40 protein-coding genes are annotated in these 26,535 nt (G+C 28.3%); 11 read left to right on the top strand and 29 right to left on the bottom strand.

The annotated features are described in order from the left end of the window. Window position 1: 1 nt before the first annotated feature. The 14 genes from ACTTBO_RS04045 to ACTTBO_RS03980 form a co-directional block, all read right to left on the bottom strand. Window positions 2–1,567, bottom strand: coding sequence for a hypothetical protein (locus tag ACTTBO_RS04045; protein WP_440656517.1), 1,566 nt, complete (start codon window positions 1,565–1,567; stop codon window positions 2–4). Then, window positions 1,564–2,430 (bottom strand): hypothetical protein, encoded by an 867-nt coding sequence (locus tag ACTTBO_RS04040; protein ID WP_440656516.1) that lies wholly within the window; start codon window positions 2,428–2,430, stop codon window positions 1,564–1,566. Before ACTTBO_RS04040 ends, ACTTBO_RS04045 begins: the two co-directional genes overlap by 4 nt. Window positions 2,431–2,495: 65 nt before the next feature. Further along, complete coding sequence (locus ACTTBO_RS04035; protein WP_440656515.1) at window positions 2,496–2,870, bottom strand: hypothetical protein; 375 nt, start codon at window positions 2,868–2,870, stop codon at window positions 2,496–2,498. Window positions 2,871–2,875: 5 nt separating this feature from the next. After that, window positions 2,876–3,250, bottom strand: coding sequence for a hypothetical protein (locus ACTTBO_RS04030; RefSeq protein WP_440656514.1), 375 nt, complete (start codon window positions 3,248–3,250; stop codon window positions 2,876–2,878). Between the two features lies 1 nt (window position 3,251). Then, window positions 3,252–3,824 carry a hypothetical protein gene (locus ACTTBO_RS04025; RefSeq protein WP_440656513.1) on the bottom strand — a complete coding sequence of 191 codons (573 nt, stop codon included), beginning with the start codon at window positions 3,822–3,824 and terminating at the stop codon, window positions 3,252–3,254. Between the two features lie 407 nt (window positions 3,825–4,231). After that, window positions 4,232–4,432 carry a hypothetical protein gene (locus ACTTBO_RS04020; RefSeq protein WP_440656512.1) on the bottom strand — a complete coding sequence of 67 codons (201 nt, stop codon included), beginning with the start codon at window positions 4,430–4,432 and terminating at the stop codon, window positions 4,232–4,234. Window positions 4,433–4,565: 133 nt separating this feature from the next. Next, on the bottom strand, window positions 4,566–4,784 hold the full coding sequence (locus tag ACTTBO_RS04015) for a hypothetical protein (RefSeq protein WP_440656511.1): 219 nt from the start codon (window positions 4,782–4,784) through the stop codon (window positions 4,566–4,568). Window positions 4,785–4,918: 134 nt separating this feature from the next. Next, window positions 4,919–5,152 (bottom strand): hypothetical protein, encoded by a 234-nt coding sequence (locus tag ACTTBO_RS04010; protein WP_440656510.1) that lies wholly within the window; start codon window positions 5,150–5,152, stop codon window positions 4,919–4,921. Continuing rightward, window positions 5,142–5,318, bottom strand: coding sequence for a hypothetical protein (locus ACTTBO_RS04005; protein ID WP_440656509.1), 177 nt, complete (start codon window positions 5,316–5,318; stop codon window positions 5,142–5,144). Before ACTTBO_RS04005 ends, ACTTBO_RS04010 begins: the two co-directional genes overlap by 11 nt. 9 nt (window positions 5,319–5,327) lie before the next feature. Next, a complete protein-coding gene (locus tag ACTTBO_RS04000) occupies window positions 5,328–5,507 on the bottom strand; it encodes a hypothetical protein (protein ID WP_440656508.1) in 180 nt (59 codons plus the stop codon). Between the two features lie 128 nt (window positions 5,508–5,635). Continuing rightward, on the bottom strand, window positions 5,636–6,319 hold the full coding sequence (locus ACTTBO_RS03995; protein ID WP_440656507.1) for a hypothetical protein: 684 nt from the start codon (window positions 6,317–6,319) through the stop codon (window positions 5,636–5,638). Between the two features lie 31 nt (window positions 6,320–6,350). Continuing rightward, window positions 6,351–6,530, bottom strand: coding sequence for a hypothetical protein (locus tag ACTTBO_RS03990; RefSeq protein ID WP_440656506.1), 180 nt, complete (start codon window positions 6,528–6,530; stop codon window positions 6,351–6,353). Then, a complete protein-coding gene (locus tag ACTTBO_RS03985; protein ID WP_440656505.1) occupies window positions 6,514–6,750 on the bottom strand; it encodes a hypothetical protein in 237 nt (78 codons plus the stop codon). Before ACTTBO_RS03985 ends, ACTTBO_RS03990 begins: the two co-directional genes overlap by 17 nt. Window positions 6,751–6,817: 67 nt before the next feature. Continuing rightward, window positions 6,818–7,270 carry a hypothetical protein gene (locus ACTTBO_RS03980; RefSeq protein WP_440656504.1) on the bottom strand — a complete coding sequence of 151 codons (453 nt, stop codon included), beginning with the start codon at window positions 7,268–7,270 and terminating at the stop codon, window positions 6,818–6,820. 538 nt (window positions 7,271–7,808) lie between these two features. Here ACTTBO_RS03980 and ACTTBO_RS03975 point away from each other — a divergent pair. Genes ACTTBO_RS03975 through ACTTBO_RS03955 form a run of 5 tightly spaced genes read left to right on the top strand, consistent with a single transcriptional unit; the run spans window position 7,809 to window position 9,809 of the window. After that, complete coding sequence (locus ACTTBO_RS03975) at window positions 7,809–8,066, top strand: hypothetical protein (RefSeq protein ID WP_440656503.1); 258 nt, start codon at window positions 7,809–7,811, stop codon at window positions 8,064–8,066. Next, window positions 8,066–8,227, top strand: a complete 162-nt coding sequence (locus tag ACTTBO_RS03970) for a hypothetical protein (protein WP_440651236.1) — start codon at window positions 8,066–8,068, stop codon at window positions 8,225–8,227. The genes ACTTBO_RS03975 and ACTTBO_RS03970 overlap by 1 nt, the downstream gene beginning before the upstream one ends. Window positions 8,228–8,251: 24 nt before the next feature. After that, complete coding sequence (locus ACTTBO_RS03965; RefSeq protein WP_440656502.1) at window positions 8,252–9,016, top strand: PD-(D/E)XK nuclease family protein; 765 nt, start codon at window positions 8,252–8,254, stop codon at window positions 9,014–9,016. Then, window positions 9,013–9,207: a hypothetical protein gene (locus ACTTBO_RS03960; RefSeq protein ID WP_440656501.1), complete on the top strand. Its 195-nt coding sequence runs from the start codon at window positions 9,013–9,015 to the stop codon at window positions 9,205–9,207. Before ACTTBO_RS03965 ends, ACTTBO_RS03960 begins: the two co-directional genes overlap by 4 nt. An 11-nt stretch (window positions 9,208–9,218) precedes the next feature. Then, the gene (locus ACTTBO_RS03955; protein ID WP_440656500.1) at window positions 9,219–9,809 is read left to right on the top strand and encodes a metal-dependent hydrolase; all 591 of its coding nucleotides are present in this window, start codon (window positions 9,219–9,221) and stop codon (window positions 9,807–9,809) included. 156 nt (window positions 9,810–9,965) lie between these two features. Here the strand turns inward: ACTTBO_RS03955 and ACTTBO_RS03950 are convergent, their stop codons facing one another. From ACTTBO_RS03950 to ACTTBO_RS03940, 3 genes are read right to left on the bottom strand one after another with little or no spacing between them, the layout of a single operon-like run. Next, window positions 9,966–11,312, bottom strand: coding sequence for an NAD(P)/FAD-dependent oxidoreductase (locus ACTTBO_RS03950; RefSeq protein ID WP_440656499.1), 1,347 nt, complete (start codon window positions 11,310–11,312; stop codon window positions 9,966–9,968). A gap of 46 nt (window positions 11,313–11,358) precedes the next feature. After that, window positions 11,359–11,778, bottom strand: a complete 420-nt coding sequence (locus ACTTBO_RS03945) for a hypothetical protein (protein WP_440656498.1) — start codon at window positions 11,776–11,778, stop codon at window positions 11,359–11,361. After that, on the bottom strand, window positions 11,775–12,320 hold the full coding sequence (locus ACTTBO_RS03940) for a hypothetical protein (RefSeq protein WP_440656497.1): 546 nt from the start codon (window positions 12,318–12,320) through the stop codon (window positions 11,775–11,777). The genes ACTTBO_RS03945 and ACTTBO_RS03940 overlap by 4 nt, the downstream gene beginning before the upstream one ends. Window positions 12,321–12,352: 32 nt before the next feature. Between ACTTBO_RS03940 and ACTTBO_RS03935 the strand changes: the two genes are divergently transcribed. The 4 genes from ACTTBO_RS03935 (at window position 12,353) to ACTTBO_RS03920 (ending at window position 15,396) form a co-directional block, all read left to right on the top strand. Beyond that, window positions 12,353–12,562: a hypothetical protein gene (locus ACTTBO_RS03935; RefSeq protein WP_440656496.1), complete on the top strand. Its 210-nt coding sequence runs from the start codon at window positions 12,353–12,355 to the stop codon at window positions 12,560–12,562. Window positions 12,563–12,640: 78 nt separating this feature from the next. After that, window positions 12,641–13,681: a zinc-dependent alcohol dehydrogenase family protein gene (locus ACTTBO_RS03930; protein WP_440657127.1), complete on the top strand. Its 1,041-nt coding sequence runs from the start codon at window positions 12,641–12,643 to the stop codon at window positions 13,679–13,681. Between the two features lie 153 nt (window positions 13,682–13,834). Continuing rightward, a complete protein-coding gene (locus ACTTBO_RS03925) occupies window positions 13,835–14,725 on the top strand; it encodes a DMT family transporter (protein ID WP_440656495.1) in 891 nt (296 codons plus the stop codon). Next, complete coding sequence (locus ACTTBO_RS03920) at window positions 14,725–15,396, top strand: GNAT family N-acetyltransferase (RefSeq protein WP_440656494.1); 672 nt, start codon at window positions 14,725–14,727, stop codon at window positions 15,394–15,396. The genes ACTTBO_RS03925 and ACTTBO_RS03920 overlap by 1 nt, the downstream gene beginning before the upstream one ends. 46 nt (window positions 15,397–15,442) lie before the next feature. Here ACTTBO_RS03920 and ACTTBO_RS03915 read toward each other — a convergent pair whose 3' ends face one another. The 7 genes from ACTTBO_RS03915 to ACTTBO_RS03885 all read right to left on the bottom strand — a co-directional run bounded on the left by ACTTBO_RS03915 (window position 15,443) and on the right by ACTTBO_RS03885 (window position 21,264). Continuing rightward, complete coding sequence (locus ACTTBO_RS03915) at window positions 15,443–15,832, bottom strand: DUF2306 domain-containing protein (RefSeq protein ID WP_440656493.1); 390 nt, start codon at window positions 15,830–15,832, stop codon at window positions 15,443–15,445. 6 nt (window positions 15,833–15,838) lie between these two features. Further along, window positions 15,839–17,053, bottom strand: a complete 1,215-nt coding sequence (locus tag ACTTBO_RS03910) for a Coenzyme F420 hydrogenase/dehydrogenase, beta subunit C-terminal domain (RefSeq protein ID WP_440656492.1) — start codon at window positions 17,051–17,053, stop codon at window positions 15,839–15,841. Beyond that, complete coding sequence (locus tag ACTTBO_RS03905) at window positions 17,053–17,784, bottom strand: class II aldolase/adducin family protein (RefSeq protein ID WP_428080272.1); 732 nt, start codon at window positions 17,782–17,784, stop codon at window positions 17,053–17,055. The genes ACTTBO_RS03910 and ACTTBO_RS03905 overlap by 1 nt, the downstream gene beginning before the upstream one ends. Beyond that, the gene (locus ACTTBO_RS03900; RefSeq protein WP_440656491.1) at window positions 17,784–18,677 is read right to left on the bottom strand and encodes an NAD(P)-dependent oxidoreductase; all 894 of its coding nucleotides are present in this window, start codon (window positions 18,675–18,677) and stop codon (window positions 17,784–17,786) included. The genes ACTTBO_RS03905 and ACTTBO_RS03900 overlap by 1 nt, the downstream gene beginning before the upstream one ends. Before the next feature lies 1 nt (window position 18,678). Then, the gene (locus tag ACTTBO_RS03895) at window positions 18,679–19,521 is read right to left on the bottom strand and encodes a HalD/BesD family halogenase (RefSeq protein WP_440656490.1); all 843 of its coding nucleotides are present in this window, start codon (window positions 19,519–19,521) and stop codon (window positions 18,679–18,681) included. Window positions 19,522–19,774: 253 nt separating this feature from the next. Further along, window positions 19,775–20,224 (bottom strand): YtoQ family protein, encoded by a 450-nt coding sequence (locus ACTTBO_RS03890; RefSeq protein ID WP_440634015.1) that lies wholly within the window; start codon window positions 20,222–20,224, stop codon window positions 19,775–19,777. 20 nt (window positions 20,225–20,244) lie between these two features. Continuing rightward, window positions 20,245–21,264, bottom strand: a complete 1,020-nt coding sequence (locus ACTTBO_RS03885) for a D-2-hydroxyacid dehydrogenase (RefSeq protein ID WP_440656489.1) — start codon at window positions 21,262–21,264, stop codon at window positions 20,245–20,247. A 63-nt stretch (window positions 21,265–21,327) separates the two neighbouring features. Between ACTTBO_RS03885 and ACTTBO_RS03880 the strand changes: the two genes are divergently transcribed. After that, window positions 21,328–21,813 (top strand): YajQ family cyclic di-GMP-binding protein, encoded by a 486-nt coding sequence (locus tag ACTTBO_RS03880; protein WP_440656488.1) that lies wholly within the window; start codon window positions 21,328–21,330, stop codon window positions 21,811–21,813. Window positions 21,814–21,897: 84 nt separating this feature from the next. After that, window positions 21,898–23,364, top strand: coding sequence for a DEAD/DEAH box helicase (locus ACTTBO_RS03875; protein ID WP_440656487.1), 1,467 nt, complete (start codon window positions 21,898–21,900; stop codon window positions 23,362–23,364). 28 nt (window positions 23,365–23,392) lie between these two features. Here ACTTBO_RS03875 and ACTTBO_RS03870 read toward each other — a convergent pair whose 3' ends face one another. From ACTTBO_RS03870 to ACTTBO_RS03850, 5 genes are read right to left on the bottom strand one after another with little or no spacing between them, the layout of a single operon-like run. After that, a complete protein-coding gene (locus ACTTBO_RS03870) occupies window positions 23,393–23,926 on the bottom strand; it encodes a manganese efflux pump MntP (protein WP_440656486.1) in 534 nt (177 codons plus the stop codon). A gap of 41 nt (window positions 23,927–23,967) precedes the next feature. Next, the gene (locus tag ACTTBO_RS03865) at window positions 23,968–24,303 is read right to left on the bottom strand and encodes a hypothetical protein (RefSeq protein WP_440656485.1); all 336 of its coding nucleotides are present in this window, start codon (window positions 24,301–24,303) and stop codon (window positions 23,968–23,970) included. Window positions 24,304–24,313: 10 nt separating this feature from the next. Further along, on the bottom strand, window positions 24,314–24,934 hold the full coding sequence (locus ACTTBO_RS03860) for an SOS response-associated peptidase (RefSeq protein ID WP_440656484.1): 621 nt from the start codon (window positions 24,932–24,934) through the stop codon (window positions 24,314–24,316). Between the two features lie 4 nt (window positions 24,935–24,938). After that, window positions 24,939–25,934, bottom strand: a complete 996-nt coding sequence (locus ACTTBO_RS03855; protein WP_440656483.1) for a S1C family serine protease — start codon at window positions 25,932–25,934, stop codon at window positions 24,939–24,941. Further along, on the bottom strand, window positions 25,934–26,482 hold the full coding sequence (locus tag ACTTBO_RS03850) for a tetratricopeptide repeat protein (RefSeq protein ID WP_440656482.1): 549 nt from the start codon (window positions 26,480–26,482) through the stop codon (window positions 25,934–25,936). The genes ACTTBO_RS03855 and ACTTBO_RS03850 overlap by 1 nt, the downstream gene beginning before the upstream one ends. Between the last annotated feature and the right edge of the window lie 53 nt (window positions 26,483–26,535).

Here is a 26,535-nt window from a genome sequence, read left to right as displayed (position 1 = left end):
TTTATAAATCTCCAGGCAATAGAGGTTTATCTGTAATACTAAATTTAACTTTAATTGATTTCCCTTTTTCAATAACTTTATAAACCTCAATAGAACCACTTCCTTTTTCATCTAAAAAATACTCCTGAAAACCTTTATCAAAAAGAAGATTGGTATCTCTGGTAACCTCCTCTTCAATTTTTTTTCTTATTTCTTTACCAGCTTTTAGGTGCGCTTTTTCTAACTTTTCCATATTTAACCAAATTTCTTGGGATTTATTAAATAAACCACATAGTTTCATTATTGCAAAAAATGTTTCAGGATCATCTGTTCTTAAAGATTTTGGATTTAGCCAATATTTAATATTATTTACCTTGATAGTTTTTCTTCCACCATATTCTTTCAATTTATTTATAACCTTTTCTAAACCAAGTCGGTTGATTTCTTGTTTGAATCTAAATTTCCAGTCTTTTCTATCTGCATAAAGTTCAAATGCATTATCAATATCTCTGGATGTTTCTTTTTCTAGCATATTTGCTTTAGCTCTTTCTCCTTGAAACAAAACAAATTCACCAGGTTGAATTAAATCAACTTTTTTTGATTTTATTAAAATTCTACCTAAAGGCGTTTTTTCTATTACGTCTTGAGATTTGTCATTCTGATCGTTTCTTAATAACGCAATTTTTCCATTAGAAAGTTGAAATAGAGTGGCTTTGATTTTTTCTAAATCATTTTCATTTTTTTGATCTTTGTCTTCAATTTTAGAATCTTCAATATTTTTTGCTTCTAATTGTTTGTAAATTTCATCTAAATCACTTGAAAACTCAATATCCTCATCAAAAATTTCTCCTTTGAATTCATTTAAAGTATTAGTTTTAGGTTTTGGAACTTCAATATAATTAATTTTCAATGTTTTTGTCTCTACCTCACTATTGGAGATGAATAGACTCAAATTAGAATAATCTCTAATTACCCAGCTGAAATTTAAAATATTTAGATTTGTGCAAATATCTAAATAAGCAATTTCTTTTAAAAGATCTAAGGTAGGATTGAGTAAAGTAATAGACTGAATTTTTTTGAAGTCTGGATCTAAAAAATAATTTTTACTTTTAACATAGCTAACTTTATAATTAGGTTCGTACCTACTCTCATAGAGAATTAAATTTTCATTGTCATAAAATAGATTTAAATCATTATCTAAAAAAAGGTTTGTTTTGTTTACTTTAAATTCTTCAAATTCTTTTATGATAAAATCAAATTCTTGCTCATAATCTGGATAAGCAGTTTTTATAATTTTAGTTGTCTTTGTTAACTTAATCTCTGAGTTAATTTCAGTTAAAGAAGCACAATTACTTATAGTTAAAGGTAGAGAGTTAGAAATTTTAATAAAACGATGATAAAAACCTAAAAATTTTTTTAAATTTATATCGTTTTCAAAATAATTTTTTAATCTATTACTTAAATAAAAAACTATATCTCTAAAATATTTAAATTTATCATTATATATTGGGTAACTATTTATATAATTATCCTTATAAATATCACTGATCTTAAACTTATCTAACAATTTGTTTTCAATTTTTATCATAATTGAATTGACCCTGATTGAATTGAAAATCCTTGATTGTTAAAATTTTCTTCTACAATTATTTTTTTTTCTAAACATAAACTATCTAATTTATGAATTGCTTCTTCAAATTTAATTTCACCAATATTAATCTTTACAATATGATTTCCTTCAACAGATTCATCGAAAAAATTCAAAAAAGACTCAGAATTTCCATAAAAATTTAATCCCTTGTTGTTATCAATTGTTGTAAAATCTGATCTACTTGAATTAAACTCTACAAAATAATTTGAGAGTAATAACTTAAATCCTTGATCGAAATTCTTTAAATATTGGGAAGAAAAAGCATAGCTATTTCTGCTACTAAAAAAATTTATTTTATCTATAAAATTACTTTTTAAGAACCAGTCAAATCCAAAACGTTTTATCAATTCATTGGTCAAGCTAGTATTTAGTAATTTTATGTAATCATTTTCCTCAACAATCTTTTCTTTACTTTGTTTGTCGGTTTGTAAACAAACTAGGTTATTTAACATTTTAATTGCAAAACTTTCTGTAACATTTTCAGATTTATTTTTAAATTCATACAAATTATTTGAACTTTTATTTGTGCTTAAGCAAATGTCATAAATCAAAAATTTATTATTAGTTTTTTTTTTATTTAAATTAAAAAAAATTTTATTTTCTCCAGAAGTTTTAATGTGATCTAATGGGCTAAGCTTAATTATATTTTTATATTTTTGATTAAGTTGACTATTTAATAATTCGCTTAAAATAATTTCGGTTAAAATTGGTTTGTTATTAGTAACAAGAAATTGAAGAAATTTTTTATTTTCTTTAGTCTTTTTTGTTATGTTTTCGGCAAATTCTGTAAGATGAGACACTATTTAAAATATAATAATATCGATTTTTCATTCTGTAAATAAACTTTGTGATTACTGAAAATTTATCATTCGATATTTGATCCAAACAAAATATTTAATTCTTTAATCATAACATTAAAATTTCTAGGAAAACTCATATAGCCAGAACAATACTTAGCTTTTCCGTTTCTATCTCTTAATTTTAATTCCCATCTATAACCATCTAACAGTTGCTCTAATTCTGGTTCTTTTACAGGATATTTTTTACTCCAATTCCAGACTCCTAATTCATTTATTTTATCCCAAAAAGATAAGATCTTGTATTCTTCTAATTTTATAATCTTGTGAGTTCGATTTGAAATTATCTTTCCTTTTAAATTATCTAAAAGTTCTACAGTTTCAGGTGGTTCCATTGAAAAACCACTATAATAGATTGTTTCTTTTTTATTTTTAATAAACATAATAGTTAATCAATATAAGTTGTTTCTACATCACATTCATAGTGAGCTAAAAATTTATCATTTATAAAATCATATTTAGACATAGTTATAATTTGCTCTGTTTCACCAGCATATACCATTCTTTGAAACCCTAATTCATACTCAGGAAATTTAGCAACAAACATGTCGTCTCCAAATACCAATTCCTCTGCTGGAATAATCTTAAATTCATTGTGATCTTTATCAAAATAATGAAATCCAGTTACTTCAAGCTTAAAATTTAAAGGTTCGTATTGTTTTCCAAGCGCTGATAATAAATTTTTACAGGTAAGATTAAGACCTTGATCTGCATGAGAAATATTAGGAAATAAAAATATAATTAATAAAAAAATTCTAAGCATTTTAACTCTCCATGTCGTTTAATTGTTTACAAAGCTTATGGGCTGCTAAAACTGATGGAACTAAGTTATCTAATTTCCAACTGTTTACAGAAATATCAAAGTATTTATCTACTTTAAAATCAATGCCATCAATAATTTTGATTTCATATTTTTTTTCTTCAATATAGAAATTATTTAATACATTGATGTATTCTTTTACAGGATATGTACCGATGGTAAAAAGTACTCTCCAACCAAGTTTTAAAAATGGAGAAATATGTTCAACTTTTGCTGTTATTTCTTCACCATTAATTGTTATTGGAATATGTTTTCCTATAAGCTGCTTGATGTCTCCAGGGTCATTGTAAGTAACAAATGTAAAGTTATTCCATACTTTTTGACAATCATCTCTAGAGTCGATGAAGAAGTTTAAATTATCACCATGAATAACTTCTCCTGAAACCCTTGCATAAGCCATGGTTTCTAAACTATCTATCGTCCATTCCTCATCTTCAGCATGAGCTTGTGCTTGATAAGCAAAGACAATAAAAAACAGCAATAAGTGAGATAAAATAATAAGCAGAAGTCTCTTCATGATTTGAGCTCCACTTTGTATCCATGTTTCCTAAATATTTTTATTATTTTATCCCAGACTAAGCTGTTGTGTTCTCCAGGTTTTATTTCAAATTTAAATGATTGTTTGTAAACGGGGCTACAGTTGTCGTATGCAATATATGTATTCACGTGACAATACTTACAGACACGGTTTATTTCCATGTATTAGAACTCCTGAGGTTAGTTGATTTTTTTAAAGTTAAAAGTTTATAGTTGGTAATAGACTCAATCCCTTTCTTTTTGTTCGAATTACGCAACAAGGGAGATAATAAAAACAGCGGAATACGATAGAAAAGGATTGAAATCCAATGCATGATCCCACTAAATCAATAGTGTTTGTTTGAATTTTGCTACAAACTTGTTTTATTTATGAAATAAGAAAAAAAATTATTTTCTTTTTTTTCTAAATGTTTCGTTGATTTGATTTAAATAAACTCTAATTTTTTCACCTTCGGCCACTTCTCTGCCATGCTTTAAGGCTTGTTCTACTTTTTGTTTCTCAACTTTTTTTTGATAAGAATAATAAATTGGCATTACTATTGAAAGTAGAACAATTGTGACTGATAGAATTATTTGCCAATTTTCCATAATAATAATTTATCAGATACTATGTTAAGAGTCTAATTTGAGAAATAACAAACAACTTTGATACATGGTAAAAACAATCATATCCTTAAATATTTTATACTAAATGACTTCATTTAATTATTAGCCTCAATTTCTATAATTTTCTATTCAACTCTTCAGGATCTAAAAATTCATCCAAAGAAGATACATGGCTTTCCCTGTTGCACACTTTTTCCTCTAATTTTTCAATTTTATTTTTAGATTTATTTAAAAAATATTGAAAAACAAAATAACCAGTGACTAAGAGAATGATTAAAAGATTTTTTATAATAAAAGAAATTCCTACCAGATAATTATCAGTGTTTATTTCCAAATATTTAAGATATTCATTATGTAGATAAAATATTGAACTAATGGCTAATATCAGAAAAATCAAAACATAAATCTTAGGCTTAAACCATAAATACACTCTTCCATATAGGAATTGTTTTACAAAGAATTTAACCATTATATGTATGTTATTCCAACCATTGCTCCAGCAGCTACCAAAACACTCTTCAAACTAGCTCCTTTAATTATTCTTTTTTCTTCTTTAAGAATAAATGCTCTAAGTTCTTCTTTAGAATAATCCGAAACATTTTTTTGTTGGTAAGTAATATTTTCTTTTACCTTTTCGATTGCTTGTTTTCTTATAAATTTTTTAGAATTATCTTTGATATTGGAGATCATATTAGTAATCATATCTATCATCCCCCCATTCACAAAAACAAGATCCACAGCTACAAACTATTCCTTTGCAGTCCTCACAAACATCGTACTGTTGCGAATTAATATTTTGTTTACAACTGAAACAATGTGTATGTCTTGTGTATTCATTTTTTTTTATTACTTTTCTTTCCTCAATCATTTTTCCTCCTTAATTTAAGTATTTTTTCAGTCCCTGATTAACTAATTCGATATATCTAAACCATTCATCGATGTAGTTTCTTTGTTTGCCTCTTCCTTCTTTTTCTACTTTGCGTACTGCTTTTTCAGTTACACGATCAAGTATTCTTATTTGTTTTTTGTGTTCTTTAGTTATTTTTTCCTTAAGCACTTACCCTCCTGTGAGTTTTTTATGCTTAAATCAGGATATGAATTATTTTTAAAATTTAAATACTTTGAGATTTTCGACGTATAAAAAAAAAAAATAATTTTAATACGTTGAAGTTTAGTGCTCTATTTTTAGTGTAATTTTGACCATAATTTCCAAAAATCATCTGGCCCAACTTTATCAATCATGTCAGCGATTGTTGGATTTCTTGCTAGAAAAAAAATATCATATTTTTTAGATTTTATTCCTGTTTTAGGATGAACTATTGATTTAGCAAATTGTTGTTGTTCTTTTGCTTTAATTTCTTCTGTAGCTTCTTTTTTAAAAATATTTTTATATGCATTCCAATAATTAGGATTGTTTAAAAGGTACCTAATAGCATCTACTTTTAAACCTCTAACAGTGAATTCGTATATTTCACCATTAGAATCATCTTCAAGTTTATAATAAATAACTCCATCAGATGATTTTATTTCCTCAATTCTAAGTATTTGTTTGTCAAATTTATCCTCTAACCCTTCGCCCTCTAAGAATAAAATTACTTGATAGTAAATAAGCTCAATAAGAGTTCCAGCATAAGTTAGAAATCTAAAATCTTGCCAATCTGTTCTTTTTTCTGTTTTTCTAATTTTATTACTTTTAATTGAAAGTTTTTTAATCTTATCTTTATCTACCTCTGTCGGTTCTGTTTCTATAAAAAATTTATGATTACAATTTAAAAATCTGCATTCTCTTGTTTTAATAACTCTATCTTTCAAGTAATGTGTATCAATTACATGATTTGCTGTATTTCCACATCTGGGACAACTGATCATAAATAATTTTACCAAATCCTGAACAGAGAGTCTATTTACTTGAAATATCTATATTTGATTTTGTTTTACAGATTAATTTCTCACTACTTTTATTTTCTTTATTTATTTTTATTATTCTATGTTTTCTAGGTGAGAACACAGCAGAAGTCCCCAATAAATTCATTGGGTCATAATCATCTGTTGCAAGTTTAGCACTAATTATTTTTCCCATTTGAACCTCCACTTATTTTCCAACCATTCTCTTTTAATACCTTGATTAAATTTTGAAGGATTTCATCTCTAGAGGAATTTTTGTCTCCTACTTTTTTAAAAAATAAAGGTTTTAATCCTTTATCTTTCTTTGATTGGAAGTAATCCTTGATTGAACTAATGGTAAACCCTTTTTTATAAATTGGGTCATCTTTTTTTGCTTTTTTGATTTTATATTTCATATGCTCCTTTAGCGTTAATGTTTAATGTCCGAAGCAAGTAGAGTTATTTCTAAATCACGGACAGTATTTACTTTATATAATAAGGTTTATAAAAAGTACACCATTCCTTTGCATATTTCATGCTAGGTGTAATTCCTATATCAGTATCTCTCCAAGGATTGGGTTCGTATAATTCAAATATTCTTATTTCTGGATAATCAATATTAGTTCCCCCAGCAAACCAATATTCTAAAGTGGTAGCAAAATAAATATCCTTACTTTTTATTTGTTCACATTTAGAGGCAAGATCAAGAAAACTCCAAACACCAGATATTTCCTTAAATTTATCTAACTCTTGGTCGTATTCCCAAATAATATGACCTCTTACAAATTGCTCAATAAAAATAAATTTACCATTATCTAATTTATATATTCTTTCTATATTTGCTTCTTCATGAGGAAGCTTAGTTACTTTTAAAATTGCATATGATGATTGTGTTAGTAGGAAAAAGGTAAAAATAAAAAGGATAATTCTTTTCACTGACAAATTTTGTTTGAAAAAATTGTTAAAAATATGTTTATTGATTAAATTTTTTTTTTACTTCTCTTCTCCACAATACAAAGAACAATAATATTAATGCAGGTTGTAAAATTACAAATATGACAATATTAGCAAGTTCATAGCCCATGCCTGTTACATTTCCAATTACTTCTAAAACATAAACACACCAATTAAAAAATTATGAATCATATAAATTAAAATTTAATCATTGAATTTGTCTATTTTAAGTATAGGGTATGATTTAGGTAAGGTTTAATAATTTGATGAAGGCAAGATATATACATTAAGTTTTACTGATCAGTGTATATTTCCTGCCTTCAGCTACATTGCCGACCTTTTAAGAGTTAAAACTTTTTAGTTTTAGCTGATGCTTAATGGGAATAAATGTACCAAATCTTTAAATCTTTTTACCTAAAAACTAACAATTAAGAACGAAAGTTTTTAAATGGTAAAATATATATGGTCAGTAAAATAGACAGGTTTATCTTTTTTGAGCTTTACGTTCTGAGAGGTAAATATGAAAAAGAAAATATCAAAGTTATCCGATCACGATAAGCTTATTAATTTAATCGCTGTTCAGGGTGAAAAAGATGTAAATCATCTACTTCAATCTGTAGATCAAGTATTTTTAGAGGTTTTTAAACTTAAAAAGAAAGATCTACCCTGGTTATCAAATAATTCTGAGGAAGAATGGGACAGTGTAATTAGAAAAGTAAGGCTTGGTATCTTTAAATTGTATTTTGAGTATTTGAAGAAAGAAAGGACTTACCACTAATGGATAAAATTACTGAAATTAGAATTGAGGAAGTTTTTGATGAAGAAAATAATGAGCACTACTATTGGATTTATTATTTTAAAAACGATGAAGTAAAAATCATTGGTAAATCTTCAGTTAAACCACAATGTTACAGACAAATTGCGAGGTATAAAAAATGATAAATTTCCTAATCACTATGTTTAATGATAATCTTAATTGGAGGAACAATGAAAATTAGTAGATCTAAATGGGATAGTTTTATTAAGTGCCCTCTTTGCTTCTATCTTTTAGAAAAACATAAAATTAAACCACCAAGCACGCCTGGATTTCCGATTAATTCAAGGGTGGATGCTTTATTAAAAGAAGAATTCGATGAACTTAGAGCTAAAGGTAAGCCTCATCCTATATTTGAGGAATATAAATTAAACTTTGTTCCTTATAACGGCTTAGATGAAGAAACATTACGTAAGTATAGACATAACTTTAGTGGTGTTAGAGCAACTTCTAAAAAAACTGGGATTGAAATTTATGGTGCTTTAGATGATTTGTGGCTCAACAAAGATACAGACGAAATAGTTGTGTTAGATTACAAAGCAACATCTAACAAAAACCTAGAGGATTACACAACATCCTCAAAACATTATCACAAAGGATATTTAAGACAGTTAGATTTTTATGCATATCTATTACAACTTAACGATTTCAAAGTTCATGATACAGGCTATTGGTTAATCTGTAATGCTGCAGATCAAAGTCAAACTTCTTTTGATAAAAAGGTAAATTTCAAAACTACTCTGTTGCCTTACAAACTTAAAACAGATTATATTGAAGATATACTTGTTGATTTAAAAGCATGTTTAGATTCTGATAAATATCCTAAGTCAGGGCAAGATTGTGATAATTGCAGATGGTATAATGAGAAAAGAAGATTAAGTGAAGAAATAAGATCTAAGATAGAAAAAAAATGAGTAAAAAAGGATCTTATTTAGGTGGACACAGTATTATAAAAATTGGTAAAGGGAAAAAATTAGGAAAATCTAAAAAAAATTGGCCTTACAAAACAGTTAAACCTGACCCTACTAGCTTGCCTTTAAATAAATCTGAAAAATTATTACAGTTAAGAAGAACAATAAAAAAAACTAATGATTTAAAATCTTAGTTTGTTTGCCAATGGAAAAGAAATTTTTATTATTTTTCTATATTTCACTTTATGGTGGTTTAAACTTTCCTGATATCGATTTAATTTTAATTTTTTTAGGTCATAGATCAATAATTACTCACGGAATATTAGTACCATTATTAATTTATTTCTTACTAACAAAAGAAATAAAAATTTTTTCAATCAAAAATCGATTTGAAAAAATTTTCACATCTAAACACTTTAAAGACAACCTTCTAGATTATACATACACTGGTTTTTTATTAGGTATAGCCATACATTTATGTGCAGATTTATTTCCAAAAAATTATAATTTCACTGGTACAGCTACAATTTTTTTACCATTCTGGATTTATACAGGAAAAACATTTTCAATATTATGGATTTTTGGAAATATGTTCTTTGCTGTTTACATAGCTTTTAAAAAGCTAAACCAAAAAAAAATTAATATAATACAAAAAAATATAATTTTTTTATCAATAATTATAATAGGAATTATATACATGATAATTGATAAAAATTTTTTTGCTAAAATAATAATGATGCTTACGTTATTTCCTTTAATATGGTTTTATATAAAAAAATTTAATAATAATAACTAAAAAAATCTTAGATATTAATGAATAAAAAAACGAGAATAAAATTAGAAAATTATTTTTTAAATTTATAGTATAAAGAAAACAGAATAAGACCTACAAGGACAATACCTACAAATATCCTTAAGTATTGATTAAAAAATATATCTATAAACTCAATCATTAAATATTAAACTTATCCTTTATTCTATAAAACCACACTGCTAATTTAAAATAAAATACTCTCAATTGTGGGAAAATAAATTTCTTAGGTAAACCTTTGTAAATTAAAGAGATATCTAAATCTTTACTATTGGATGAAAAAACTAACTTAGATAATTGTTTTCCAGTCCAAGGAGCTGCACTAACTCCAACTCCACTGTAACCAAATCCATAATAAATTTCTTCATTATCTATTTTACCAATTGAAGGAGTAAGTTTTTGAGATAATGCAATCAAACCTCTCCAATTATAATCAATGGTTACATTTTTCCATTTAGGAAAAATATTTTTTAAAAATTGTTCCATATCATTTGCTCTGTTTTGATTAGATTGATCACTTCCTTCAAAGTCTCCTCTAGTACCAAACAAAATTCGATTATCAGGTAACTTTCGATAATAATATAAAAGGTTTTTGGAATTAGCTATTGGTGCGTAAGTATTAAAATTATGTAAACTAAGCTCTTCGTTAGTAAGTGGTCTTGTTACAATGATATTTGAAATAACAGGTAATACTCTTCCATCCATTTCAGGTATTAATCCTTCTTGATAAAATCCATTAGTTGCAACTACAATTTTTTTTGTCTTTATTGATCCTTCATTAGTTCTTAAAAGATAAGAGCCATTTTCTTTTTCTATTTTTTGAACTTTTGTATGCTCATATATTTGTAACTTTTTAGATAAAGCATAATTTGCAAGGCCATTTACAAATTTTAAAGGATTGATTGCAAATCCAGGTTTATATGAAAAAGCTCCAAATTGCTCAGTTCCACCATGACCTATTTCATCAAACTCTTCTTTTGAATATACTTTAGTATCTATACCAAATTCAGATTTATAAACTTCAGCTTGTTCTTTGATTTGTTCAAATTTATTTTTATGATGAGCTACAACAAAATTATTTTCACCAGTTACATCACAATCAATATTATAATAATCAATTAATTCTTTAGTATAATTAGCTCCTTCAACAGAATTTTTAAAAAATTTTCTAGTCTCCTCTGTTCCATAAACAGATTGCATTTTTTTATAAGACATCTTACTTGGAGGAAGACAGCAAAACCCCGCATTACGAGAAGAAGCACCCCAACCTACTTTTCCAGCCTCAACCAAAACCACATCTAAATTATAATTTTCAATTAAATTTATTGCACAAAGTAAACCAGTATAACCCCCACCTATTACTACTATTTCTGAACTAATATCTTTTTGAAGTCTATCTAAATTTAGATTTTCACTTGAAGTTGCTTCCCAGTAACTAGGAACAGGTTTATTGAACTGATAAATATCTGAATGATAAATATTACTCATTGGTTAACGTTAGGTTAACATAACCCTTAATTATCTAAATAATAATTTACTTAAATTTATCTTCCCAGAATACAACTCTGTCGTCTGTTTTTTCTATTAAGTCTTTACAGAATATTCCGTATTTATCTAAAACTTTTGAAAAGTTTTTATAATCTTCACCCATCTCTTTTTTCATACTTTCAAAGGATGTTTTAACTCTATTTCTCATTGTATCTGTGTTCATGCCTAATTGCTGACCAATCATAAAAACAGATTCTAATGATAAATCTGCTGATTTATTAAGTCCTGCTATAGTTTCATCATTAGCACTACCACTTTTTTTAAAACCTTCTTCAGACAATAAATAATAGCTATAACAAGTCGTGAAATCTCCTTGTAGGTTATTAAACACAAAAGTTTGCTGATCATCAGCATAAGCACTCATGCTAAAAAAGCTTAAAAATATTATTGATAGTATTTTTTTCATTTGTTCTTACTTCTCTTATAATCTTTCATCCATTTGTCAAAGATCCTTATTGCATCATCCATATCTTTAGTTTTGTTAGGATGATTTTTTGCTCTTCCAAGCATTGTTGCAATAACATTTACTTGATACTTAATTGATCTTTTTTTGATAGCTTTAACTGTATAAAGCGCCTTTTCTTTATTCTTAAAACCTAATCCATGTAAAGTTGTCTCAGGTTTATAATCAGAAAATAATGAAAGATTTAAAGGTTTAAAACTTTTATCTTTTATCATTTTATTCATTGGCATTTTATCAACCAAGTTAAATATCTTTTTAAGATTTATTATATCTAACTTAGCTTTTTCGGTTCCATCAAAGCCAATTAAACTCACACTAAAGTTTTTAGTTTTGTCTAATCTTGTAACAAGTTTTATGAATCGTTTATGAAATTCTTTTATGTGTGTTTGGTAAATATCTTTTGAATTTTTATACTCTTGATTAGTGTAGTTTGGAGTATTCAAAACTAACAACCTACATTTCCATATATATTTTTTAAAATTCATTGGTATATTAAGTATTTTAGTTAATAGAATATATGAAGGAAAAAGTTGTTAAATCTCATTTTAAGAAAAAAGCACTATCTAAACTTGCTTTATCGATAAGCTTTTTCTTAGTTCTTTTAACCTCAACTGGATACATATTTAATTCTAAAGCAGCAATTTTTCTGTTTTATATTTTTAGTTTTGCATTCATTTACAATTTATTAATCAATTTCTTATTAGAAAAATTTGACATTGGATCATGATTAAAACATTAATTAAATTAAAAATGTTAAAGTTTGCATTGGCAGTTCGAAATACACGATGTTAATAAAGGAATTAATATGAGAGCAGTTCTTTTTGAGAAGTTTGCTGAAACACCCAAAGTCGTCACTGTAGATGATCCAACACCAGAAACACATGGGGTTGTGATCAAGGTTGAAGCAACAGGTGTTTGTCGCTCTGACTGGCATGGTTGGATGGGGCATGATAATGATATTACTCTACCCCACGTCCCTGGTCATGAATTGGCAGGTGTAATCGAGGTGGTTGGATCAAGAGTTTCAAACTGGAAAGTTGGTGACCGGGTTACCGTTCCTTTTATTTCTGGCTGTGGTTCCTGTCCTGAGTGTCATGCTGGACAGCAGCAAGTTTGTGAAAATCAAGAGCAACCTGGATTCACGTATTGGGGATCGTTTGCTGAATATGTTAGCATCCACTATGCTGATCTAAATGTTGTAGCCTTACCTGAAAGTTTGGATTACGCCACTGCCGCTAGTCTAGGCTGTCGGTTCGCAACATCTTTTCGAGCTGTTATTGATCAAGGCAAAGTGAATGCAGGCCAGTGGGTAGCTGTTCATGGATGTGGAGGAGTTGGTCTCTCTGCTGTCATGATCGCTAATGCAGTCGGTGCCAATGTGATTGCAATAGACATCGATGATGAAAAATTATCTCTAGCCAAAGAACTTGGTGCAGTTCAAACAATTAATGGAGCAAACAAAAAAGATGTTTCAGAAGCTGTCATTGAACTAACTAAAGGTGGAGCGCACGTATCCTTAGATGCACTTGGACATCCAACAACTTGCTTTAATTCCATACAAAATCTAAGACCACGAGGCAAACATATTCAAGTTGGTCTGATGCTTGGTGAACACACAAAACCACAAATCCCAATGGCGAGGGTGATAAGTAAAGAATTAGAAATCCTTGGTTCTCACGGAATGCAGGCTCATCGTTATGGTGCAATGCTCGATATGATCAATAAAGGTAAACTCAATCTGGCTCGCTTGGTAGGAGATAAGATTAGTTTAGATGAAGCACCTGAATCTCTGATGAATATGGATAAGTTCCAATCAGTGGGTGCAATCGTCATAACAAAGTTTTAAGCGGTACTTTATACGTTTTATTTTTCTTTCTAAATGACGCCATGACTAATTCTCATTGGAGCACTATTGGAGCAAGGCTTAATCAGATTGAATGTTTGATTAAAATATATTAAGCGATACCTTTTTTATAACAATTTCAGATAAACCTAACTTATGCCTAAAAGAAAAATGAATAATGAAATACTTGGTATCCTCTACATGGTTATTGCACAATTTTCTTTTGCTACAAATGATGCATTAGTCAAACATATTTACCAAAGCTTTGATGAATTAGCAGTTTTAAATCAGATAATTTTTTTAAGAGGAATTTGTTGTCTTATATTTATAGGAATATTTTTAAGTATTAAAAACCAATTTAATTTGAAAATAATATTTTCTTCAAACAAAGTAACTTTAAGAGGAATCTTAGAAGCATTAGCTGCAGTTGGTTTTTTTATAGGGGTTGCAAAATTACCTTTTGCAATGGTTTATATTTTATTGAGTTTGGCCCCAATCATAATGACAACTTTTGGAGCATTATTTTTAAATGAAAAAGTTAGATGGAAAAGATGGAGTGCAGTTATAATAGGTTTTACTGGCGTTGTAGTTGTCATCAATCCAGCTGAATTAAAATTTGGTTATTACTTTATATTTCCACTTCTTTCTGCAATCTTCTTATCAATAAGAGATTTGGTAACTAAAAATATAAAAACAGGTCACAATAGTCTTCAAATAGCATTTATTACTTGTTTGGTAGTTACAATATTTTTTGGAGTTCTTTCTGTTTATAAATTTTATTCATTCAATTTAGAACAAAGTATTATTTTAATTATTTCGGCTTTCTTTTTATCGTTTGGATACATTTTCTCAGTACTGACAATTAAAGCTGCATTAGTTTCTGTTACATCAACCTTTAGATACACAGCAATACTTTGGGGGATTTTATATGGGTATTTCTTTTTCAACGAGACACCAGAATATAATACTTATCTAGGTGCTGTAATGATTGTTATAAGTGGTCTCATAATTATAATGAGACAGAAGCAATTAGGAAAAATTGAATAATGAAAATAGGTTTTAGTGTAAAATTTAATAAAGCAAAATTTCCTTTAAAAAAAAAATTAATTGGTAAATATTGTTTTTTAGAACCAGTTAACGCAAAAAAGCATGCTAAAGATTTGTATAAAAACTTTTCTTTAGACAAAAAAGGAATTGATTGGACTTATATGCCAACAGGACCCTATAAAACTTTTAGTTCTTTTAAGAAGTATTTAACTACTGATAAGTTATCAGGTAATCCATTTTTTTACTCAATTTACTCTAAAAGACTTAAAACCTATTGTGGTTTAGCAAGTTATCTTAGAATTAAACCAGAAATTGGAACAATCGAAGTAGGTTGGATTACTTATGCAAAAAATCTTCAAAGAACAGTTGAGGCAACTGAGGCAATGTATCTTATGATGAAAAATGTTTTTGAAAATTTAGGTTACCGAAGATACGAGTGGAAATGTGATAGTTTAAATAAAAAATCGAATAAAGCTGCTTTAAGATTAGGTTTTAAATTTGAAGGTATATTTAGACAAGCTACAATTTATAAAAATAGAAATAGAGATACTTCCTGGTATGCAATTATTGATAAAGATTGGAAAAAGATAAAAAAAGGTTATTTGAAATATTTATCAAGCAAAAATTTAGATAAAAATCTAAATCAAAAAAGAGGTCTTAAGGTAAATTAAGCTTCATAACCAATGTAATTGATATGCATATCGGGTAATAGAATTATCAGCCAATCAAAATTTGATGCATGATACGTCCTGGCATAAGTGTAAAAAAGCCTGTTAGGATTAAAGCAAAAAAATAAGTTGCGATCATTACTTGTTTATGACGTTTAATGTTGCCAACACGCACATAATAAATACCCACACCAAGTATGAAAATAGTCCACAAACTCAATAAATGTATAGGACTATAATCTCCCCAAATTTTAGTTTCGTGTATAAAAAAAGAAGTTATCGCTACAATCAACATTAAACCTACCCATATACGACCTAACAATTTATGAATGGCTCCACCTTTTTTCATAGAAAGCTGAATGCCACCTAAAATTATAGCAATCATTGCCATAATAGCATGAAGTGGTATAGGGTGTGCTTCATTGAATAACAAAGTCATGTCTTCTTAATTTCCTAATCTCTTTGAAACACCTTGTTCTTGTTGTTTATTAAACTCATCATCATTTAAGTTATACAATTCTTCTATTCTAAGGTTTTTAGTTTTAATTGTAGGAACATTATTATTTTTCATCCCAAGATGTCTTGCATAAACTGCTTGTTTTTTACTTGTTTGATGAGGTTGAAAATCTTTAATGTCTTCAATGGTTACTTTATCTCCTCTAACAAGATATCCACTTTTAACTGCTTCATTAAAAACTTTAATTCCTTTTTTTGTTCGCATCACTGCAGCATTAAAACCTTCATCTTCTCCTTTAGGTGAACCCCCTCTCCAAGTATCAAGTGCTGCAATATCTGAACTTTCGCCTATTGCATCGGGGCATATTTTGCATCTAAATGGAACTTTCCAATTACTTTCATCACCCCAAAAAGAATTATAATCTTTATCAAACTCTCTTTGATCTTTTGTTTTGATATACATTCTTCCAGGGTTACCAAATCCTCTGTATCTAAATTCCTCTAACTCTTCCTCTTTAACATCAAAGCTATCAATAAATTCTTGTGATTTTGTAAGTTCTTGAAAGCCTCCGCAAACAAGGGTGAATATATATTTGCAATACTGATCCACTCTTTCATCTGATTTAGCAAGTAATCTAATAGCTCCTGCATCACAAGGTTTTCCAACAAAAGCAAAGGTTTGTTTTTTATCTAAAGCTTTATGAAATTCACTTAAAGGTGAGGATGGACCGTATCTTGATCTACTTTCACAGTTAATTAAATCCTCTTTGTTATAACTATATTTTACAATGTTTCGCATAGGGTTATCTTTGTCCCCTGCGGTATGCATTATAAAATCAACTTTCTTTTGTTCTAATAAATATAAAGACAATCCATTTAACAAACCTCCTGTTGAGCTTTGAAATCTGATCTTTGGATCAGTGGACCATGAATAATACAAATCAAAATAATTTCCCCAAACCAAATCTTTATTAGCTCCTTCATTTTCTTTATGATCTTCAGGTCCTTCAGCAATAACTCCAGGACAAACTTTTTTAATTTTCTCTAAGGTTTCATTAGTAATTGGTGTTAATTCTTTAGGTTCTAAATTACCTTTGTCACTCATTTCCATTTGAAGAGAATTTCCTGCAATACTTTTACAAAGTCCACAGCCAATACAAAGGCCATTTTTTACAATATCATCTAAAGAATTAATTTTTGTCATTACTCTTTATATGATGGGTCTTTTGCATCACATCTTCTAAGTAATGCTGGCCACTCATTTAATCCTGGTGAAAATAAATCATATTGTTTTTGAGATAATTTCCACATCTCCTCCGTTGCTCTTTCAAGAGGAAGTCCTGAACCTGTTGCTTGTACTGCAACCTCACACATTCTAATTGCGTAATACATGTTCATAAAAGCTTCCCCAGCTGTTGCACCAACAGTTAAAAGACCATGGTTTTTCATAATCAAAACCTTATTATCTCCCATGTTTTCAGCAATTCGAACTCTCTCATCTTTATTAATCGATAGTCCTTCCCACTCATGGTAACCAACTTTTCCATAAAGCATTGAACTATCTTGTACTAAATGAGGGATACCATCTTTCAATGCCGTTGCAGCTAAAGCTGATGGAGGATGTGCATGAAAGACGAATTTTGCATCAGGATGATTTAGATGAATAGCACTATGAATAATAAAACCTGCGGTATTTGCTTTTTCAGGTCCTTCTAAAACTTTACCATGCTCGTCTACTTTAATTAAGTTTGATGCTTTTACTTCTTCATACAACAAGCCCATCTCATGCATAAAAAAAGTATGATCCGTTCCAGGTGCTCTTGCGGTGATATGGTTCCAAACCGTATCATCCCAACCCATCATGTTTGTTAATCTAAACATGGCAGCAAGATCTACTCTTACTTTCCAATCTGCTTCACTTATATTATTTTTCATCATCCCTCCTTTGAAAAAGTTAATTTATTATTTTGTTCTAAAAGTTTAATCACTTTTAAGTGATTAGAATTTGGTCCATATTTTTTAATCGCTTTATTATAAATTTTTGAAGTTAAGTTCATTATTGGTAGTTTTAATTTTTGAAGTTTAATAATTTCATTAGCAAGATTTAAATCTTTCATTGATAAACCTAAAAAGAAAGACGGATCATAATCTCCATTAATCATATTAGGTCCGTATCTTGTTGACGTATAACCACCACTTGCACTTTTATCGATGATCTCTAACATTGTTTTTGGTTTAATCCCTGACTTTACTCCAAGCATCAACGACTCTGAGAGTGATAAATAGTTTAAATAACAAAGACTAACTTGTGCAATTTTAGCAGCATAACCAGCACCAGGTTTATTTAGATAATAGATGTTTTTACCTAATATATTAAAGACAAACTTAAGCTTATTAACTGTCTTTTTATTACCACCAATAAATATTGATAAATCTCCTGATTGAGCCTTTAAATTTCCACCTGATATCGTTGCATCAACGAATTGGTTTATTTTTTTACTTAACTTTTGTTTTAAAAGATTAAAGCAAGTTAAAGAATTAGTAGAACAATCAATCCAAATTTTATTATTACCTAATTGATCAATTATTTTACCTTTGCCAATTGATAATGCTTTAATTTGTTTTGGTCCGGGAACGCAGGTGATAATTACATCGGAAAACTTTATTAATTCATCTAATGAGCTTGTTGCCTTTCCTTTTTTAGATTTAAATTGTTTTAAAGATTTAAGACTTACATCGTAACCTAATAAATCTATTTTTTTTGATTTATGTAAGTTTAATGCCATTGGCATCCCCATATTTCCTAAACCAATAAAACCTATTTTCATATCAATCCATCAACCCATCTACTTCAACATTATTTCTCTCATAATGAATTGGAAGTGCTTTACCGTAAACTTGTTTAGAGTGTTCAGGTTTATTTACTCTGTAGCTATCTTTTACGTATGTTGGTAATGCAATGTAACGAGAAGTATTTCCTTCTATTTTTGTTACTCTATGCATAGAAAATCTTCCTTTAAATATTTGAAGATCCCCTGGTTGAAGGTCTAATGATTTAACTTTATCTCTAGAGCCACGAAGAACCTTTGTTACCTCATCAAAGTTTTCATTTTCTACACTTCTTAAATCTGGTGAGTATTCAAACAATCCACCCTTTTCAGCTTTTTGAATTAAAATACTTAAAGTAAATTCATTGCCATCAAAGTGCCAAGGAAAGTAATGATCTTTATGCATGATACTGTATGGATTTTTACCTAAAGGATCTGACCATCTATAAAGAGGAAAAACCCCTAAACTATCTGAAATAAATTTTAACATTTCTTCAGACTCGTAAATTTTATTTAAATCAGATTGTTCTTCTAAATCATCTGAATTGATGTAGCCGCTTTCTCTAAATGAAAATACTCTCTTTGGATGATCTTTTGATAAATTTTCATCATCTTTTGAAAAATAAGGGTTGTGATGATCTTTGGTCCAATGAGTTTTAGGAAGATTTCTTTCGACTTCTTCCTTCATTCTTTTCAAAGACTCGCTAAGTACAAAGTTTGGAAGTACACAACATCCATCTTTATCAAGTAGCTCTCTATTTTTAGTAATTAAATCTTGATACTCTTTTGATCCTGTTTGATCAATTGGGTAATCTTTTAAATTAACAATATTTTTTATTTCCATAATTCTCCTTTAATTAAAATTAATTTTTTAAAAAAGAAGTGATTACAATTTCGTGGGCGTTGAAGAATTTATATGATTTTTGCAGTCTACTTTTTGAAGTAATAAATTAAATAGATTAGATGATAACTTTGAACTCAAGCCAACTCTAGCTAGTCTATGACAGTGAGTAAAAAGATTAAGATTCATAACAAAATCGTATTCTATTTTTTACCCCAGGTAAACAAATTTCACTTAGAAAATAATTAGTATTTAACTATTTAAGGGTTCCTTGAAGAACGTATTTTAAGATACGAACTGCTTGTTTTTGGTCTGAAGCAACAGCAGCTGCAGCAGCATCCACTTCTTTTAAAGCATGTTGATGCTCTTCATTATGAATTATAATTATTGATTTATTTAACGCAGCTGCATATCCCGCATCAAAAGCTGCATTCCATTGTTTGTATTTTTCACCAAATTTAACAATGATTACATCACAATCTTTAATCGATTTTTTAGTTCTAATTGAATTGATATTAGCCCCTTTTCTATCTTTCCAAAAATTTTTCTCTTCAGGTCCTAAAATTTCAACACCACAATCATCTGAAGATGCATGATCTGTTACAGGTGATGAAAATTGAATGTCTAAATTTTGTTTTTTACATTCATCAATAATTTCATCACGCCAATTTGTGTGTATTTCTCCTGCTAAATATACTTTCAACATATGTTCTTTATATATAGTAACTAGTATCCTAAATTTCTATCTATTTGATTAATTAATTCTTTATTATCTGTGAATAATTTTAAATTTTTAAAGAAAATTTTAAGAACCATCTCAATATAATTGCCCTCACTATCAGATGAAATGTGAGGAGTTATAATTAAATTTGGAGTATCCCAAAGGTTTGATGTTTTTGGAATAGGCTCTTGTGAAAATACATCTAAAATTGCTCCAGCAATTTCATTATTTTGAAGTTTAATTCTTAAAGCTTCATAATCTAAAACAGATTGTCTTCCAATATTTACAATCCCACATGTAGATTTTAATTTATCTAATCTTGATTTATTAATTAATCCTTTAGTCTCTTCCGTTTCTGGAACTGCTAGATATAAAAAATCAGCTAAAGGTAACACTTCATCAATTTTATCAAATGTAATAACTTTAGAGCATCCCTCAACATCTTTTCCTTTTCTATTAACACCAATAACATCAGCTCCAAGTTTACTGATATGTTTAATCATTGAACCTCCTAAAGAACCGGTTCCAACAACAACTACTTTCCTACCTTCTATTGGTTTTCCAAGTAAAGATACGAACTCTTTATTTTTTTGGTTGGTTACAATTCTAGTCATGTGATTTTGGAGCATTAATATACTCATCAAACCAAACTCACCTGCTTTTTTAGCATGTACCCCACTACTGTTTGTTAAAACTAAATCTTCGTTCATCCAATCAAATGGAGATAAATGATTTACACCAGCAGAAATCACATGGATCCATTTAAGGTTAGGTGCAATTTTTTTTAAATCTTGTGTTGGAAACTGCCAACCAAGTAAAATGTCAGCTGATTGCATTGAAGAGACAAAATTATCATCATCCCAATCAATTACATATTCTACTTTATCCCTTAATTCAGGATATTGATCAAAACCCTTTTCAATTTCTTCTTTAGTGATTGTATTATTTTTCTCACCTTCAGCATCACAAGGTAAAAATCCCTCTTTCCAATGATTATTTCTGATGTGAATTTTAATTTTTTTCATATTTTAAATTAATATTATCTTTAATTTCGTTTAATAAAAAATAGATTATTGTATAAATATATTATGCCTTCATTTGATGTAATTAGTAAAATTAATTATCAAGAATTTGATAATGCTTTAGCAAATTGCTTAAGAGAAATAAGCAATCGATATGACTTTAAAGGACTTCATATCACTATAGAGCGAAAAGATAAATCAGTTACTACTAATGCTCCTGATGAATTAAAATTAAAACAAGTTAATGAATTATTGCAAACTCATTTAGTAAGAAGAAAAGTAGATCCAAGAGTTTTAGAAGTTAAAAGTTCAGAGGGTGCCTCAGGTGGAGCAATTAGACAAGTAAGTGAACTTAAAGAAGGAATTAGCCAAGAAAATGCAAAAAAAGTAATTGCTGACATTAAAAAACTTAAACTTAAAATTCAGGTTAAAATTCAAGGTGATGAATTAAGAGTAGATGGTAAAAAAAGAGATGACCTTCAAGATGCGATAGCAGCAATTAAAGCTATTGATATTGGGCTTCCAATAGACTTTGTAAACTTTAGAGATTAATCCTCTTAAACTAATTATTGTATTTGGCACAAAAAGATATAAGCAGACACTCAATTACTTAAAATATATATCCTTCCAGACATAATGAACTTCTCTGATCTAAATATTGAAAATAAATTAAAAAGATCAATAGAATTAGCTGAATTTAAAACTCCAACCCCTATTCAAAGTCAATCAATACCAATTAGCTTAGAAGGAAAAGATGTTTTAGGAACTGCTCAAACAGGTACCGGCAAAACTTTAGCTTTCACAATCCCAATGTTGAATAAGCTTTTAAAAGATAAGAAAGCAATGGCATTAATAATTTGTCCAACAAGAGAACTTGCAACACAAGTAATGGAAATTGTTTTAAAACTTAATATAAGAGAAATAGGAATTGGTAATGCTCTTTTAATCGGTGGTGAGAGTATGCAAAAACAACTGAGACAATTAAAAAAAGGAGCAAGAATTATAGTTGGCACCCCAGGAAGAATTAACGATCACATAGAACGAAAAAGTTTAAACTTATCTAGAGTTAATTACTTAGTTTTAGATGAAACAGATCGAATGTTGGATATGGGATTTACACCTCAAATAGAGATAATTTTAAAATTTATTCCAAAAGATCATCAAACATTATTGTTTTCTGCAACTTTACCTGAAAACATTTTAAAAATTTCTCAAAAGTATCTAAATAATCCTGAAAGAGTATCTGTAGGATCTTTATCAACTCCAATTGAAAAAATTAAACAAGAAACTTTTCAAATCACAGCTGACAAGAAATACCATGAACTGATTAATCAATTAGTTGAAAGAAGTGGATCTATTTTAGTTTTTGTTAAAACTAAACACGGTGCTGATAAAATTGTAAAAAGATTAAAATATGATGGCCATAAAGCTGATGCCATTCATGGAAATCTTAGACAAAGTAAACGAGACAGAGTTATTAGAGGATTTAGAAATGGAAATAGCAGAATTTTAATTGCAACTGATGTTGCAGCAAGAGGATTGGATATTCCAGTTATAAAACACGTTATCAATTACGATCTTCCACAAGTTCCAGAAGATTATATTCACCGAATAGGTAGAACAGGCAGAGCTGGAAAAGATGGTTCAGCTTTAACTTTTTTAACCAATAATGATCGAAATATGTGGAGATCTATACAAAAATTAATAGATCCAAATTTTAAAACTTTTCAAGAAATTGAAAAAAATAGATCTAAAAAAAATAAAAAAGATAAGAAATCATTTAATAAAAAGAAAAAATTTAGAGATAAAACTAATTCTAAATTTAAGAAAAATAAAAGATTTAACAAAAAAGAAAATAACCAAAGATCAAAATTTAAAGATAAAAAGAAATCTTTTAAAAAAGATCATAAAAGATCTAAATTTAAGAACAAAGAAACAACAGCTGGATATACAAATAATCCAAAATATTTAGATAAAATAAAGGAGCAAAATAAACCAGAAACTGAATTTAAAAAATTTTACTCTAAAGGAAAAAAGAAATTTAAAAATAGAAGTAGAAAGAGACCAAAAAATTTCTCATTCAAGAAACACAAAAGAAAATAACTATAAAATTTAAAGTGTTTAATTTTATCTAATAGCCACCTGTTAGATGTGAATAAAGGATAAAACTTCCAATAATTAAAAAAAAAGTTCCCTCACTGAAATAAAGTAATTTATGGGAATGTTTAATTAGTTCATTTTTTAGTTTATATCCTAAATAACAGAAAGATGGTGCTGAGATTGCAATAATAACAATTACTAATTTTAAATATTGAATTTCATGTTGAGACGAAGCTCCAACTGCAAAAGCATCTATAGATAATGCAAAGGTAGTAAGTAAAATTTTAAAAGTATTATCTAATTTAAATAAAGGTTCTTCACTTACAATGTCTTTATAAGAACTTATTGCTAAAAATAGAAATACAACAAAACTTATCCAATGATCGTAGCTTGCAACATATGGGCCAATTAAATCACCAATTTTAACACCAATTAAAAACAACAATACATGTGCAAACGATATAATGAATAAGGTAAATTTAATTTTTTTATCGATACTTTTACCAACAATAAAAGAATCTAAAGTGACACTTATACCTAGAATTATATTTAATAAGATAGCCATTAAATATCCTACTATAACTAATTAATTTAAACGTAAATATACTAAAAGAAGTTGATCACATATTTGTGAATAAAATATCCTACAACTAATAACAATAAGCCAGTTGAATAAATTAACCAAAAATTCATTCCTAATGGTTTTGCAAAAAAGAATGGTAGAAAAAACAAGTAACTAACTGGAACTGCAATTAAAATACTTTTGGTAAATGTGACTGTTTTTTCAACATCTTGATGTTCGTAATAAGAAAATATAATTGCAATCAAGGATGCAATTGGTAGAGCAATGATAAAACCAGATAATTTTGGGTATTGTCCAGATAACCAACTAGCAAAAGAAATTATTATTCCTGCAATTAAAACTTTTACAAAGAAAAACATGTTTTTATTATTAAACTTTTTGAATTAAAGATGCAGTATTATTTGTAGGCTTATTAACATCTTTGGATACTTCATGAAAAATAAGATTGGGTGATTTACGTTCATTTAGAAACGCTGATCCTTGCAATTCTAAATTTAGATATCTATTAACATCCGCTTGATTAAGAATAACTGGTTGTCTATGATGAATTTCCTTAATATTTTCTTTTGCTTCTTCTGTAATTAAACAAAACTGATCATCCTCAAATATCCCAGCAAAATAAATAGTATTACTATCTTCACGGGTAAAATAATGAGGAGTTTTTTCTTTCTCTTCCCTCTTCCATTCATAAAATCCATCAGCAACTGCAACACATCGATTGTTTTTAATCAATTTTTTAAAGGAAACCTTTTCATCTATGGTCTCAAGTCTAGCGTTAATCAGAACTTTAAAATCTTTATCTTTTGCCCAACTTGGAACTAGTCCCCATTTCAAAGCTTCTAAGGTATTTCCATTTTTATATTTTTTTATAACTGGAAGTTTTTGATAAGGGTGTGCATTATAATTTTCATTATCTTCAACCTGAATTGCAGATTTAACTAATGAACTAGTTTTGGTCACTGGATTTTTAACAACATATCTTCCACACATAAGATTAATAATATTTTGGTTTTACAAAAAAGTCATTACGATCCATTGTCGTAAGCTCAATATTTAATTTTTCTTGATTTCTTTCTATATCAAATTGTAATTTAGTCCCCGGGCCACCAAAGGACCAAACTACTTTATAAAAATCCTCAATATTATTAATTTTTTCATTATTCACTGCTAAAATTGTATCATTTACACTAAATCCAGCTTTAGCAGCAGGACCGTTGTCATTTACTCTTGTGATTTTAACTTGTCCAGTATTGTCACTTGAAGTTAAACCCATATAAGGTTTGATATCTTTTGTTCTTCTGCCATTTTGAATTAAATCATCTAAAATTGGTTTTAAATCATTAATTGGCACAAACATATTTCCAGGAGAACTTATTCCTGTTGCTGCTGCATCTCCTACATACAAAGAACCTATTCCTAAAACTTCACCATATTCATTAATTAAAGCAGAACCTGCAAAAGAGCTATTAGCTGGATAAGTATAAATTGGTTTATCTAAAAAATATTCCCACCATCCAGCAAAAGATCTTCTTGAAACCATTTTAACAGCTGAAGGTCTTCCCTCTGTTAAATAAGGTAACACATATAAAAAATCTTCTTTGGTTAATTGATCAGAGTCTCCAATTTTAAGAGGTGTTAGGTTTGACTGAATAATGGTTCTTAAAATTCCAAACCCTGTTGTATGATCATATCCTATAAGCTCACCTGGAAATTTTTTACCATCAGGTAATGTTATTGTAATTGTTTCTGCTTCAACAACAATATAGCCAATTGTTAATATATGTTTATCATCAATAACTACTCCATTCCCTCCTCTTACGGTTCCTAAAGATTGTGCAGTTCTTGCTTCTGGTGGGATGATGCTGTCAATTTTAACAACTGATTTATAAATATTTAAAATATCTTCTTCTGTTGTTAGTTTGTTTGTCTCTGAAAATAAGTTGTTAGTTGAAAAAAGTAATATCCAAAAAATAAAAAATATTTTTTTCACTAAATTGATTGTTGTTTAATTATTTCCTTCATTTGTTTGATCATAGCATCAGGTGTTTTCATTGATGGATAAATTTCTTGGGCTTCCTCATAACTACGAATTGCTTTTTCATAATTCTTTAATTTGATATTAACCATACCTTGTCCCGCTAAAGCACCAAAATGTCTTGGTTCTAATTCTAGGACTTTATCAATATCTTCTTGTGATTTTTGATATTCTCCCAACATATAAAGAACAGTTGCTCTTTTATTCCAAGCCTCGGCCCAATTTTCATCAAGATTTATTACTTCAGTAAATATTTCTCTTGCTCTTTTTGGCTGTTGGTTTCTAACAAACATTGAACCCTCTTCTAAGCGAGCAGTCAGCTTTTCATCAGTTGGATGAGTACTCCATAAAGACCAAATTTCCTGTTCAACAATAGCTGCAACTTTTGCTTTATTAACTTTTAGTTCATTAAATAATTGATTTAACCTTACATCTCTATCGTTTGCAAATGAACTAGTGGATGACAATAAATAAATTAAAACTAAAAAAAGAAATCTATTCATTAATTGATATTATCAAATTGAATTAACAGTGTCTATTGACATGAAATTTTAAT

Source organism: Candidatus Pelagibacter sp. HIMB1509, from assembly GCF_052047855.1.
Taxonomy (GTDB): domain Bacteria; phylum Pseudomonadota; class Alphaproteobacteria; order Pelagibacterales; family Pelagibacteraceae; genus Pelagibacter.
This window is presented reverse-complemented; position numbering and strand designations above follow the sequence as displayed.